Source organism: Nostoc sp. (assembly GCF_036917655.1).
GTDB lineage: Bacteria > Cyanobacteriota > Cyanobacteriia > Cyanobacteriales > Nostocaceae > Nostoc.
The window spans coordinates 20,180-34,112 of sequence record NZ_JBALCY010000088.1 but is presented as its reverse complement, the minus strand read 5'-3'; the positions used below and the strand labels follow the sequence as shown (position 1 = coordinate 34,112).

Sequence of the window (13,933 nt, the reverse complement as noted above, 5' to 3'; positions counted from 1 at the left end):
ACTCCTTAATCACTTATGCAAAAACTAGAAATAGAACTTGATGAAGAAACACTTGCAAAAATCAACCAATTGGCACAAACCAATAATTGCCAAGTATCAGATTTAATTAAAGCAATGATTGATCATCTTACTCAACCAGAAGTTCTTAATGATTCATTTATTGGAAAATGGGCTAATGATTCTGAATTAGTTGATGAAATGGTTGCAGATATTTTAAAACACAGGAATTATAGAGACTAAAGTTAGTTGTGAGAAAATCTTTAATTGATACAGATATTTTATCAGAAACTCGCAAAGGTAAAAATCCTAAAATCAATGCTAAATCTATTACTTATAGAGCTATATGGCAACAGTACGCAATTTCTGTAATTACTGTTTCCGAAATTATCAAGGGATGGAGGAAAATAAATCGCAATGACCGCATTCAAGAATTTTTGGCAGATTTGTCTCAAGTAGAAATTTTGCATTTAGACCAAAGCTGTGCGGAAATTTCAGGTTTGATTCAGGCAGATTTAGAAAAAGCGGGACAACCAATTGGATTAGCAGATGTCTTAATAGCTTCTATAGCGATCGAAAATAATTTAATATTAGTAACGGGTAATACTAAACATTATCAAAATATCCAAGCATTAGGATATCCTTTAGTAATCGATAATTGGCGACAATGAAAATTTTTGTTTGATGTTCATAATGAACGAGATTCAAGACTTACACAAACAAGCAATGGATTTTGCAGAAATGGCACAGGTATCAAGATAATCATTGATACTAATCTTTGGATTAGCTTTTTGATTGGCAAGTAATTGAAAGAATTAAAAAAATATTTAAAAAACCACGCGATCGCTCTTGTCGATTCCCATCTAATGATACACTCATCACTGAGCCAACAGCGAGCGCAGGGGTGAAACTAATGCGTGGTTTAAGCTGGGTGGAGTATTATAGCTTTTCCTAACAAATGAGTTACATCAGAGCAAGCTCATCGCTTGCAGGGAGGGGGTTGGGGGTGGGGTTCTTGTACCTCACTCAACTGAGAACCGCTATAGTAGCAAGTGAACACGATTGTTACTTATATGGTACACCTAAACGAACTGTCATCAATGAACAAAGATAAACTCTTTTTAGACACCATTTTTATTGATACGCTATAATCACTCACAAGATTTCATAGAATTAACTATGACAACTCCATTGCTACCAACGCTTCAAAATCTACCTGCTAGCTTATCTTTAGAAGGTGCAATCAGCATTGAGTTGCAAGAGGGAATACCCATATTTAGAGCTTCTAGCATTGTCCAGAATCGCATTGCAGCTTTACTAGCTAAACAACAAATTTCTCCACTCAACTCCGAAGAAGAACAAGAGCTAGATAGCTACGAAGAAATTGACGATTACCTAAGTTTTATCAATCGTCTAGCTAGAAATATTTTACAAAATCCCAATAATCAGACTGTGTAAAAGTGGCTAGTCGTAAAATTATTGATGTAATTCAGCAACAAGTACGTCAGCGAGCCTCTGAATTGTGTGAATATTGCTACGCTTCAGAAAAATGGCAGTATGTATTATTCACAGTAGATCATGTTATTCCCTTAAGTCAAAATGGCAAAGATACTATAGATAATTTGGCTTTAGCTTGTTTCCCTTGTAACCGCAAAAAATCAGCCAAAACCACAGCCGTAGCTCCTGAATCTGGTTTAGAGGTTGCTTTATTTAATCCAAGAGAAAGTCTCTGGAGTGAACATTTTATTTGGTCTGCTGATAAACTTAAAATTAATGGGTTAACACAAACTGGCCAAGCAACAATAGCTGCGCTAAATTTAAATCGAGAAAGAATTGTAAATATTCGTGCTGCTGACAAAGTAGTTAACCGTCATCCTCCACCAGAAGATCCTATCGAGGATATAAGTTAATTTATATAGCGGTTCCCATTCAGATGCGGTACAAGATTATATCGCAGTAGGGGCACTGCCGTGTCGTTGCGGGTGTACCTCACTCAAGCGAGAAACGCTATAAACATCAAGTAATAAGATGTGTTTTGTAGTAAGAAAATGAACCAAATTCAAGATTTACCTGAAAATAGCATTGATTGATACACCCGCCATTTTCGCAATTATAAAACCACGCGATCGCTCTTGTGGATTCCCATCAATGATACACTCATCACTGACCCAACAGCGATCGCAATTGACCAATGCGGCAAGAAACTGAAAATAGGGTGTCTGATGCTAAAGAAAAAACTTGCTCCAAGCCCATAGCCGCAAACTATATCTAGAAAAATCTGGAAGACCGTTCTTATGGGTTCCTATCAATGATAATTTGAAGCATTGGGAACCCCTAAAAATCAAAGTTTATGAACGTAGCTGACGATAAAACAATTGTTCGTGAGTATTTCAATTCCACAGGGTTTGACCGTTGGAAGCGAATCTACGGCGATGGTGAAGTCAACAAAATCCAACTAGACATCCGCAATGGACACCAGCAAACCGTGGATACAGTTCTCGGCTGGCTGAAGGCTGATAACAATTTACCAGAGTTATCAATTTGCGATGCTGGGTGTGGTGTCGGTAGTCTCAGCATCCCTTTAGCGGTAGATGGTGCCAAAGTCTATGCCACCGATATTTCTGAAAAAATGGTGGAAGAAGGCAAGGATAGAGCAAAGCTTGCCTTGCCAAATGCCGAAAATCCCACTTTTGCCGTGCAGGATTTGGAATCGTTGAGTGGTAGTTACCATACCGTTATTTGCTTGGATGTTCTTATCCACTACCCCCAAGAAAAAGCTGATGAGATGATATCTCATCTCTGTTCTTTGGCACAGTCGCGGATAATTCTCAGTTTTGCACCGAAGACCTGCGCCCTGAGTATACTCAAGAAAATTGGCAGTTTCTTTCCTGGGCCAAGTAAAGCGACTCGTGCATATTTGCATCGTGAGGCTGATGTGGTAAGAATCTTGGAAAGTAATGGCTTTTCTTTGCAACGAAAAGCGATGACGAAGACTCGCTTCTATTTTTCCCGCCTACTGGAAGCTACACGTAAATGAAGTTAAAATCGCAGCAAGATAAATATTATTAGTCTGTCAAATTTAATTTGATAGGTTCGTAGTTTGCACTTTGGCGAAGACAGCGCAAACTACGAACAATCCGCACCTCTCAATTGTTTGTTGACAGGCTACTCACTAGCAAGGTAGGCAAAAAGTTCGGTACAAAAGCTAAAAAACCATCGCCGGGAGTAGATTGATATACTAGAACCTTTGCAAAAGTCAGGTTAAAATCGCTAGCAAAGTTCAAATCTGAAGTGGAACTATGAAAACTGCTGAAAAATTGGCTGCCGGTTGGCTACTGACACTCGGATTCATGTTTTTAATGCTATCAGCAACAGCGACATTGGAAAAATTTGCTACACGTAAGGTGTACATACCAGTGAAAGATGGATATGATTTTACCGCACCAAATGCTACTTATGAAGATGATAATACTGCTGTTGGTGGTCTAGTTTTTGGCGTTCCTACCCTAACACTGGGCACATGGTTAGCATTGGGATTGTACCGTCAAAGCAGACAGGAAAAAAAGGCGCTTAATCAGCAAGTTAGCGATCGCCTGCAATCAGTTTTTTATGAGATGCTACAAGAAAATCATGGGCGTGTAACTGTTTTAGGCTTTGCAATGCAGTCACAACTACCCGCAGCCCACGCCAGACAATATTTAGATGAAAAAGCTAAAGACTTCAATGCAAACTTTAAGGTGAATGAAGAAGGGGCTGTATCATATCATTTTGATGTCTAACTGATATCTAATGGCCCGTTAAATTCCACATCAACTTACGGCTAGGTCTAATGACGCAGATTTTTTTGATCGTAGCTGCCATTTTAGGCGGTTTGTCAGTTGCTGCTGGTGCTTTTGCTACCCATGCCTTGCGGGAAAAAATTAGTGAGCGATCGCTAGAAATTTTTGAAACTGGCGCTCGTTACCAAATGTATCATGCTCTAGCACTTTTTCTCGTAGCATTACTAATTAGTCGCACCGAATTTCCTCAACCCACTCTCGTAGCCAGTGGATGGCTGTTTATCATTGGCATTGCTATTTTCTCAGGAAGCTTGTACACCCTTAGCTTAACCGGTATTAAATTCTTGGGAGCGATCACACCACTAGGCGGCACAGTTTTGATTGTTGGTTGGGGCGCTTTAGCTTTTGCTGCTTGGAATTTGAAGTTGTAAAAAAGTTATAAATGGAGAGTTAGGAGTTAAAAAATCTTAACTCCTAACTCTATTTTTTTGAGGCTCAATTCCCTGCTTTTTACAGCAGATTTTATATGAATAGATCATAGTCAATTGGGTATTGTAATGCTCAATTTATAAGTTACGAATGAGGAACTAAATTTCTTCATTTCTAAGGAGAGAAAGTGAGTATAAAGTATAAAAATTAATAAAGCAACAAGAATATTTTCCAACCAATAGGATTGCCCAATTCATCAAACTTATTTCCGTAATCTTACAGAAGCCATGAATAAAAAAAAGCAATAAACAGGGACAGAGTTTTTAATCGTCTTACCTATTAAGACACAAACAAATTAGTATCACTACTCTCTAATCAATGCAAAATTAAAAATCTATTTTGGGAATTTATGTTTTTTCCAAGTTATGAATTATGACTTTTTAACTCATAATTCATAGTTCTTCGCTCTCAGGCGTAACAACAAATTATGCAAAGCCACCTTAGCTGAAGGTACTTCAGGCAATGGGCTGGATTCATAGGCCTCCTGCAACTTATTACGCAGACGTTCGTATTCTCTTTGATGAAAAGCGACATTAACTTCTGACAAAATAGACCTTTCTGTTCCTACTAGCTTTTGGGCGATTAAATCATGAATATATGGTAAAGCAAAAACCTCATTTAGCTTAATTAAATTAGCTTCAATTACCCCTGTTTGCATTAGATAAATCCCAGTCAATAGAACTCGATAAACATAAAGTAATGGCTTTATTCGATGCGTGCTTTCTTTATTAAAAAGTTTCCATTGTGTTGCGGCAAAACCAATATAGTGGTAGCTATGGTGACGGGTAATACAATTTTTTGCAACAAATTTCAATTCCTCATGTTCGGGTGAAGTTGTTAATACTAAAGGTGAATACAGTTGTTCTAACACATAACCATTCTTTTTAAGTAGCATCAAAAAGAATTTTTTGACATCATGAGTAACTAAATCAATTTCTAAAGATTCACGAACTTCTGAAACTTCAATAGTTTCATTCCTAGTCTCTAATCCCACCACTTCTTGAACTGGTAAAATATGCACACCACGCAAGTCATAATCAGAATCAGGTGACGGAAAGCCATATAAGTGGGAACCACTGATGATGGTGAATAAAAGCGGGTAAGGCTGTTGCCCAATAATTGTGTTAATAGAAGGTGGAATATTCATAATGTGCCGTTTACTTGCTTACCTCGGTTCACCTGTTTCTTTAGAGCATCTTTTGTATAAACCAGAACACTCACTGATAGTCCAGAGTTATCAACCCCGCGAAATCACCTCTGGGGTAGTAAATGCAGATGGCTTTGGTGTGGGTTGGTATCATATTCAAAAAGATATCGAACCCTTTACCTACAAAAATACCCTATCTATTTGGAATGACATCAACTTAGTCAGTCTCAACCGTTACATTGAATCAAAGTGTGTACTTGCTTATGTCTACGGCAGCAAGCTACGCAGTTGGGATAATCACTCAGTTTACGGTATTAGTTGGTATGAAGCTGAGGCATATTCGTGATTTGTGGGTAAGCTGTTACCCACAGAAGCCGAATGGAAAAAAGCAGTCAGTTTGAATGCACAAACTAATAATCGCCGCACCTATTCTTGGGAAGATGAAGAAGCAACCGCCCAACACTGTAATTGCGTAGTCGTAGATATCGCCTAATTGGTAAGACAACGGCAGTAGATACCTACCCTGCTGGGCAAAGTGCCTATGGTTTATGCTGATTGAGTAACGGTTTAGTAATAAATAGCACTTAAGCGCTTACTTGCTATCATTTCAATGGGAAAAGACCTAAAAATAGCTCTAAAGCTTGAGCAATATAGCTCAGGCATGATTTTATTAGCTATGACTATGTGTTTCACTGATTGGGGTAAAGGTCTGCGTTCAAAAGTAACCTATTACACCAACAATACGGAGGTTTAATGTCGATATCTAAAACTGTTAACAGCAATGTTACTTCTCAAAACAGCGTTGAAAAACGTTTGCATATACAGCGTTTGCTAGGAGCAACTCAAATAGTTACACCTAGTACTGGGAGTGATGTGGTTAAGGGATTAACTCAAACACCTAAATCTCTACCCCCCTGTTACTTTTATGATGACCGTGGTTCTGATCTGTTTGAGCAAATCTGTGATTTACCAGAATATTACCTCACACGCACAGAAACAACGATTTTACAGCAGTATGCTGGCGAAATTGCCAAGATAACTGGCCCTTGTGAATTGGTAGAACTTGGCAGTGGCAGTTCTACCAAAACCCGCATTTTACTAAGTGCCTACCAGAATCTAGGTTATCCCCTGCACTACCGACCAATTGATGTGAGTGCAGGTATGTTGGAAAGTAGCGCGAAGCAGTTATTAAGAGATTATCCCTTACTGCAAGTTTATGCACTAGCGGGAACCTATGAATTAGCCCTTGCACAACTCCTACCAACGCAATTACCCAGCAGGATAATTTGTTTTATTGGTAGCAGTTTAGGTAATCTTACACCTGATGAGTGTGATGTCTTCTTTTCAGAAATTACAGAAGCCCTGCAAGTAGGTGAGTATTTTTTGTTAGGGATAGATTTACGAAAGCCGAAACAGATTTTGGAACCAGCTTATAACGACAGCCAAGGAGTGACGGCAGCATTTAACCTCAATATGCTGGAGCATTTAAATCAGCAATTTGAGGGAAATTTTGACACCACGCAGTTTGAACACTGGGCGTTTTACAATGAGAGTGAGCATCAAATAGAAATGCATTTACGCAGCCTGCGATCGCAAGTTGTAGAATTACGCGCTCTTAAGCTCAAGGTTAATTTTGCAATAGGTGAGACTATCCTCACCGAAATTTCTCGCAAATTTGACCTTAATACTATCAAGCAGGAACTCACTGCACAGGGTTTATTACCTCTTCATGTGTGGACAGATCCAAATCAATGGTTTGGTTTACTGCTCTGTCAGCTGCAAGCATAAAGCAAATCAGGGTATGCCTCACATATATAGGGGTTCTCAGTTGAGTCCAATATAGACCTAACAAAAACAGCCCCAACCCTTGTAGCGTTACTTCCTAACGCTCAAAGCCTCTCTCCTTTTAGGAGAGAGGTCAAAGTATATTATATTGCATACAAACGAGAACCGCGATCGCTGATATTTGTCCCACCCCAGTGAGAGAGAACAATTAGAATCTCTCTCACTGGGGTAGTATTTTAACTAAATAATGTTGGACATCATGTATGAATGGATATCCCTATCAGCCCTAGTAAGTAAACTAAATGTTTAGCCGCTAATTATTGCCGCATCGAAGCTGTGGGAAAAATTCTACTGAATACGGGAATCCGTGGCTGAGGCTTAGTTGCAGTTATCTTGGCATTACCAGCAGAAGAGTTATTAGCTACCTCAGCAAGGATAGGCGGTTTGCTATTAGTAGAATTGGCAAAATCACTCAATTGAATAGCGGAAGGTGAATTTGAAGAGATGGAAGTAATATTATCAGTATTTTGAGTGTTGATTTTTATCGGAGTTTGAGCGTGAGATGGAGTAACGATCAAAGTCGAACTTGTTCCTAATACCAGCATGAGCAAATGAGAAAGATATTGTTGCATGGGGATTGGTAAAATGGATTGATAAATATTCAAAGCTTAAAGAAGTTGTGTTTGTTCTCAGTTGCAAATAAAACCGCAATTTTCCAAGATAAATCATGACGCTGTTATCCAATCAAACCTGAACACAGCGATTTTCAAATGAATAGACTACTAGCACTTAGAACATTAATTCGCTAACAACAACCGAGCCTCTCTCAATCACCTTTCCTACAAGGCAAGGGGAAGGTAAACTTCTCTTTTGTAAAAAGAGAGCGGTTATTTTAAAACTACTGAATCGGTCTGATAGAGAGTTGGCAAATAGATACACCTGGAAGAATTGATGTTTTGTCATCAACTAAGCCAGTACAACTATTAATATTTTAGTTATATTTAACTTGTTCCTGAAAGAGGAATCTTACGGAACTTTTAGAAAAAGCTGATTTCTATTTAATTCGCATATTTAACTAACTAATGCAGAAAGTATATGAACTTTTAATAAAAGCGGAGTTTGATGAAGTTGCTTCCGTCAATAGATATGTGTATACGTTCAGTAATAGATAATAATCTGACTAGATTAGGTAAATACTGAGAATATAAACCCACAGTTCACCGACTTATTTGAAAATTCGGTGAACTTCTTTCTTACAAATGATTTAGGATTGCTAGATATGAGTTTAGCTGTAGACATTCTAAAACTGCAACCCGTTCCTATCAGATGAGCCAGCTAACAATCAAGCGAGATTTTTTTTGATTTATGTCGATATTGTAAGGTTTACCATCTCATCAGAAACTTTCAGAGCATCTGGAGATTCTTACAAGTTAAACTAGACTTCTCTATTTAGTGATGGCAACACCCGTACCCCCTATTTTTATGAAAATATATGAAATTTAGAACCTTCAAATATCCTTTCGCACTCATGCTAGTCAGCTTCAGTTTTTTGCAGACAGCTGATGCTCAAACTTCTGTAGCTGAAATCTCCAAGCTATCTCAAGAAGTTTCTGTGCTTCGGAAACAGGGCCCTAGCGGGTTACAAGTATTTCTCAAATCCCATGCCAATACGATAAAAACCGATTCTTCAGGTGCAGTTCTACCTTCCCCTGCACTCCGGGTAGCTTTAGATGAACTCTGCCAACAACGGGACTGTTACGCCTCTCGTCTGTACTGGTACACTGACATAGAACAAGCCAAAGCTGCTGCTAGAACCAGTGGTAAACCCATTTTATCTCTGCGGTTGCTGGGCAGGCTGGATCAGGATTTGAGTTGTGCTAATAGTAGGTTTTTTAGGGTAGCACTGTATCCGAATGGTGAAATTTCTAAACTGCTTCAAGACCGCTTCATTTTGCACTGGCAATCAGTGCGCCCTGTACCGAAAGTAACAATTGATTTTGGCGACGGACGCAAGTTGGAGCGGACAATTACAGGCAATAGCATTCATTATATATTGGATGGGTCGGGTCGTCCAATCGATGCAATTCCAGGGTTATATAGTCCCAAAGCATTTTTGCGTCAGCTACAGCAGGCTGAAGTAGCGGTAAAAAATTACAGCAAACTTACACCAAGCGATCGCGAGTCTTTTCTAAGAAAATACCACAGCGATCGCCTGAATTCTATCCAAGCCCAATGGGTTGCAGATTTATCCCGCTTGGGTATCCAGTCTCCCCCTAAGTTGGTGAAAATTCCGAGCAATTCCAGTCAGCCACCGACAGCAGAAATAGCAAGTTCTTTAGCAGTTTCTAAGATGAGAGTTGAAACGCCAATGCTGGCTGCTCTCCAGTCTGATGCTCAACGGAATCAAAACGCTTTAGCTGAAATAACCGACCAGGAAGTTTGGAACAAAATCGCTCGACTCTATGCCGCAGATGTCAAGCTAGATCAGAACAGCATCTCTCTAATTAGAGCTAAAAAATCTCAGTCTGCCAACACTCAGAAAGATAATTTGCCAATTATAGTGAAAAAATTTGAAGCCACAATGGCTTTAGATACAGTCAGAAATGAATATATGCTACACAGCCAAATTCATCAATGGTTTATGCAGGGTAAGCAAACAAGGAGTGTGGAAGCGCTCAATGAACAAGTATACGCCCAACTATTTTTAACTCCTAGTTCTGACCCTTGGTTGGGGCTTTTCCCCAGTGACAGCTACAGCGCTATTGATAATGATGGCATCCGTTAAGCTTAAGACTTACGCAGAAGAGATCCCCCAACCCCCTTAAAAAGTTGGCTCTTTCAGATCCCCCCCTTTTTAAGGGGGGTTAGGGGGATCGAGGTTTAAGGTTTTCAGTGCGTAAGTCCTAAAGCTAATATCGGAGCGTTTAAAAACGCACAGGGACTCAATTTAAGTGCAACGCTATGCAAACAGGGAATTCAAAATGTACACAAAATAATGTATATCTGATTTGACGTGTATTGCTAAAATCGCGATACCTACGGCGGGCTACACCTACGCAGCATGTCAAAGCGGCTATGCACACACTTGGCAACACAACTCCATCATCGGGCTACATCTTAGCACTGGACTTAGGTACGACAGGCAACCGCGCCTTTGTGTTTAACGCAGACGGCAAGATTGTTGGGCAGGCATACAAAGAACTAACTCAGTATTATCCTCAGCCCGGATGGTTAGAACATGACCCTCAACAAATCTGGCAGGATACCTGTTGGGTGATGCAAACCGCAATTGGGAATGCCCAGATTGCTCCATCAGCGATCGCAGCCTTGGGACTAACTGTGCAGCGCGAAACCTGTTTGATTTGGGACAAAACTACTGGTAAACCACTCCATAGAGCGATCGTCTGGCAAGATCGCCGCACTGCTCCCCTTTGCCACCAGTTACAACAGCAAGGCTACGCTCAAGAAATTTACGATCGCACCGGATTAATCATCGATGCCTACTTTTCTGCTACTAAGCTCAGATGGCTATTAGACAAGTTTACAGATGTTGACTTGAACAATGTCTTAGCAGGCACTATTGATAGCTGGGTGCTGTGGAACTTGACAGGTGGGAAAGTCCATGCTACTGACCACAGCAACGCCAGCCGGACAATGTTGATGAATCTCAAAACCTGTGAGTGGGATGAGATTTTACTGGATCTGTTTCAAATTCCGGCTCATATTTTGCCCCAGATTCAGCCGAGTTTAGGAGTATTTGGAGTTACTGATGCGACTTTGTTGGGTGTAGAAATCCCCATCACTGCCATCTTGGGAGATCAACAAGCTGCTCTATTTGGTCATGGCTGCGATCGCCCCGGTTTGATCAAATGTACTTACGGTACTGGTAGCTTTTTGGTTGCTCACACAGGTAATCAAATTGTGCGATCGCCGCATCAACTCATTTCCACGGTGGCATGGACTCAAGGGAAGCCAAGGGAGACTTTAGATGTAGGCTATGCTCTGGAAGGCAGTATGTTTACTAGTGGTGCTTGTATCCAATGGTTGCGCGATCGCCTAAAGCTAATTAAAACTGCTGCTGAAACTGAAGCGATGGCCAATCAGGTAAAAGATAATGGCGGAGTCTATTTTGTGCCTGCATTTAGTGGACTGGGCGCACCTTACTGGGATATGAGCGCTAGGGGAGCCTTTTTCGGCATTACCGCCAGTGTACAACCAGAGCATCTAGTTCGCGCCGTGTTGGAAGCGATCGCCTATCAAGTTCTGGAGGTGGTGCAAGCGATAAATGCATCTAACAGTATCCCTGTTGGGCGATTAACCGTAGATGGTGGTGCTTGCGAGAACAATTTCCTGATGCAGTTTCAGGCTGATGTATTAGGTATTCCAGTTGAACGTCCGATAATGCGCGATACGACCGTTCAGGGTGCAGCATTTGCAGCAGGTTTAGCTGTAGGATTTTGGGAGAGCTATGAAGCACTGGTGCAGCAACGGCAAATTGAACGTGTGTTTGAGCCGAAGAACAATTTCCCATTGTCTAACTTTGCTACTTGGCAAAAGGCAGTGAAACGCACTCTCGCTTGGGAGGAGTAACCCTTCACCAAAAACGAGTTGAAGCGTTTCCACTTTCAAATAGCCAGTAAGCGTCAATCAATTTTGGATTTTAGATTTTAGATTTTAGATTTATCCCAGCAATCAAGTCATTAGCTCTCTGTCATTTAATTTTAGATTTTGGATAATAGAATAGGACTTACGCATTGACAGAAAAGACCAAGTATAGATAATTTGAAAAACCACATTCGTCGTAGGGGCAATTCATGAATTGCCCCTACCACGCGGGTCTATTTACCATCAATGAATTGATTAATATAGCGTTTCCTAATGACATGAAGTACATCAGAGCAAGCTCTTCGCTTGCGGGGAGGGGGTTGGGGGTGGGGTTCTTGTACCTCACTCAAGTGAGAACCGCTATAAAAACTTGAAACGGCATATTTACGTTCCTACACAACATGATTATTTTGTACAGTGCGTAAGTCCTATAGATTTATTCTCGCGTTTAAATTCGCTTGCTCTCAGATATGTTTAAATTTTGGATTTTGAATCTTCTCTACGAGAGGCTCCGCCAACAATCCAAAATCCAAAATTTAAAATCCAAAATTCGGTGACTATCTGAAAGTGGAAAAATCTACGTTCTACTATTTATTTTGCACGTAGAGCATTTTTAAAGCTATGGTATAAATTTAAACACTGTACCTTGTCCAGAAGCGCCACCAGTAGAGGCGGTACCGTAAAATGCACCATTAGCAAGTTGAATTAGCGTGGACTGCGGAGTTGCCCCATTCGTGCCATTAAAACTAAATAACAAAGTGATGGTTCCTCCAGTCAACCGATAGATGCCTCCTTTATTATTTGCACCACCTGTAGAGGTTGTACCATAGAAGTTACCGTCCTTTCCTTTTGTGAGTGCAGCGGTGGGGTTAGCCCCATTGCTGCCATTAAAACTGGCAACTAAAACTGGTGTACCGCCACCGAGCGGAACCTTAAATATAGCTCCTTGATTACTGGCTCCACCCAGAGAAGTTGTGCCATAGAGAAATCCACCATCTTCAATTAATCCAGACTGAGGACTTTGCCCATTAGCACCACTAAAGCTATATGAAGTTATTGCTTGTGCGGGAGTTAACTTGAATACCACACCCTTATTAGTTGCTCCACCTGCTGAAGCAGTGCCATAGTAGTTTCCGTCACTACCTAATTGCAACCTTGCTAATGGAGTTGCTCCATTAATACCGTTGAAGTTAACTACGGTACCAGTAATACCACCAGTCAGCGCAATCTTGAATATAGTTCCTTTATTGTTGACCCCACCGGCAGAAGTTATCCCCACCAAGCTGCCATCGCTACCTGAAATCAATCGACCTGTTGGGTTGGCTCCATTAGTGCCACTGAAATTCAAAAGAGTTGTCAAGTTTGTAAAAGTTGTTTTTTTCAACTGAAACAACGTACCGAGGTTATTTGTACCGCCTGTAAAGGTTGCACCATATAGATTGCCATCACTTGCCTGGAATAATCTCGCAACTGGGTTAGTTCCATTGGTTCCAGCAAAGTTAACTAGTGTCGTCAGAGTACTAAAAGTAGAACCAGTTAATTTGAATGCTGTTCCTTTACTTTGCGAACCACCTGCGGAAGTGGTTCCATAAAGATTGCCATCGCTCCCTGCAAGCACGCCTGCTTTTGGGGTCGCTCCATTAGTACCGTTGAAATTTATAACGGTCGTTAATGTTCCTGCAAAAGCTTGTTGCAAGGGCAATATTAATGGAGATGCCAACACAGCCAGGGAAGTAAAAATCAATACCCTATTCTTATTTTGACGTTGTTTGCACAGATTCATCTTGTTCACTTAACTCCTACAAAAATTTGCTCAGGCACGAACCCGAAATAAATCTCCAATCTACCCTTTAAGAACTGCTCCGCAGAACGTGGTTTGACTGTGAGCGTAGTCGGTTATTCGTTTTAATAAGGCTGGAGATTTATTTTTATCGATCTTCTTCAGACTGGGTATAGCGATTTTCGTATGGATGCAATCCACTATGGAGCGCAAGACTTTGCACTCTTCAACAGAGATGTATTCCATACGATTGAAAACAGCTATAAGAACTTGACATAACGGATTTTTTAGTAGCTGTTTTTCACAACTAATTTGTGATATCAGTACTATAAATTCGTTATTTAAACTAGA

The 13,933-nt window shown here is 40.4% G+C and carries 14 protein-coding genes and 1 pseudogene; 12 read left to right on the top strand and 3 right to left on the bottom strand.

The window, feature by feature from the left end; all coding sequences use genetic code 11:
* The first annotated feature begins 15 nt into the window (after positions 1–15).
* From V7K30_RS33795 to V7K30_RS33765, 7 genes are all read left to right on the top strand, one after another.
* Positions 16–240, top strand: a complete 225-nt coding sequence (locus tag V7K30_RS33795; RefSeq protein WP_335006930.1) for a hypothetical protein — start codon at positions 16–18, stop codon at positions 238–240.
* Between the two features lie 8 nt (positions 241–248).
* On the top strand, positions 249–668 hold the full coding sequence (locus V7K30_RS33790; RefSeq protein WP_335006928.1) for a PIN domain-containing protein: 420 nt from the start codon (positions 249–251) through the stop codon (positions 666–668).
* A gap of 508 nt (positions 669–1,176) precedes the next feature.
* Complete coding sequence (locus V7K30_RS33785; protein WP_335006926.1) at positions 1,177–1,455, top strand: hypothetical protein; 279 nt, start codon at positions 1,177–1,179, stop codon at positions 1,453–1,455.
* 2 nt (positions 1,456–1,457) lie between these two features.
* Positions 1,458–1,907: an HNH endonuclease gene (locus V7K30_RS33780; RefSeq protein WP_335006924.1), complete on the top strand. Its 450-nt coding sequence runs from the start codon at positions 1,458–1,460 to the stop codon at positions 1,905–1,907.
* Positions 1,908–2,347: 440 nt separating this feature from the next.
* The gene (bchM, locus tag V7K30_RS33775; RefSeq protein WP_335006922.1) at positions 2,348–3,034 is read left to right on the top strand and encodes a magnesium protoporphyrin IX methyltransferase; all 687 of its coding nucleotides are present in this window, start codon (positions 2,348–2,350) and stop codon (positions 3,032–3,034) included.
* Between the two features lie 262 nt (positions 3,035–3,296).
* Positions 3,297–3,776, top strand: coding sequence for a hypothetical protein (locus tag V7K30_RS33770; protein WP_335006920.1), 480 nt, complete (start codon positions 3,297–3,299; stop codon positions 3,774–3,776).
* A gap of 50 nt (positions 3,777–3,826) precedes the next feature.
* Entirely contained in the window at positions 3,827–4,207 is a 381-nt protein-coding gene (locus tag V7K30_RS33765) for a DUF423 domain-containing protein (RefSeq protein WP_335006918.1), read from the top strand.
* 443 nt (positions 4,208–4,650) lie between these two features.
* Here the strand turns inward: V7K30_RS33765 and V7K30_RS33760 are convergent, their stop codons facing one another.
* Positions 4,651–5,412 carry a nucleotidyltransferase domain-containing protein gene (locus tag V7K30_RS33760; RefSeq protein WP_335006916.1) on the bottom strand — a complete coding sequence of 254 codons (762 nt, stop codon included), beginning with the start codon at positions 5,410–5,412 and terminating at the stop codon, positions 4,651–4,653.
* Between the two features lies 1 nt (position 5,413).
* On the opposite strand from V7K30_RS33760, the pseudogene V7K30_RS33755 reads away from it, so the two are divergent.
* The 3 genes and pseudogenes from V7K30_RS33755 to egtD all read left to right on the top strand — a co-directional run.
* Positions 5,414–5,680 (top strand): annotated as a pseudogene (locus V7K30_RS33755) (ergothioneine biosynthesis protein EgtC); the annotation flags it as partial.
* A gap of 81 nt (positions 5,681–5,761) precedes the next feature.
* Positions 5,762–5,905, top strand: a complete 144-nt coding sequence (locus V7K30_RS33750) for a hypothetical protein (RefSeq protein WP_335006914.1) — start codon at positions 5,762–5,764, stop codon at positions 5,903–5,905.
* A 260-nt stretch (positions 5,906–6,165) separates the two neighbouring features.
* The gene (gene egtD / locus V7K30_RS33745) at positions 6,166–7,200 is read left to right on the top strand and encodes an L-histidine N(alpha)-methyltransferase (RefSeq protein WP_335006913.1); all 1,035 of its coding nucleotides are present in this window, start codon (positions 6,166–6,168) and stop codon (positions 7,198–7,200) included.
* 314 nt (positions 7,201–7,514) lie between these two features.
* On the opposite strand, the gene V7K30_RS33740 is transcribed toward egtD, so the two are convergent.
* Positions 7,515–7,862, bottom strand: coding sequence for a hypothetical protein (locus tag V7K30_RS33740; protein WP_335006911.1), 348 nt, complete (start codon positions 7,860–7,862; stop codon positions 7,515–7,517).
* Positions 7,863–8,689: 827 nt separating this feature from the next.
* Between V7K30_RS33740 and V7K30_RS33735 the strand changes: the two genes are divergently transcribed.
* Positions 8,690–9,982, top strand: a complete 1,293-nt coding sequence (locus V7K30_RS33735) for a hypothetical protein (RefSeq protein ID WP_335006909.1) — start codon at positions 8,690–8,692, stop codon at positions 9,980–9,982.
* Between the two features lie 290 nt (positions 9,983–10,272).
* The gene (glpK, locus tag V7K30_RS33730) at positions 10,273–11,787 is read left to right on the top strand and encodes a glycerol kinase GlpK (RefSeq protein WP_335006907.1); all 1,515 of its coding nucleotides are present in this window, start codon (positions 10,273–10,275) and stop codon (positions 11,785–11,787) included.
* Between the two features lie 634 nt (positions 11,788–12,421).
* On the opposite strand, the gene V7K30_RS33725 is transcribed toward glpK, so the two are convergent.
* Positions 12,422–13,585, bottom strand: a complete 1,164-nt coding sequence (locus tag V7K30_RS33725; protein WP_335006905.1) for a choice-of-anchor tandem repeat GloVer-containing protein — start codon at positions 13,583–13,585, stop codon at positions 12,422–12,424.
* Between the last annotated feature and the right edge of the window lie 348 nt (positions 13,586–13,933).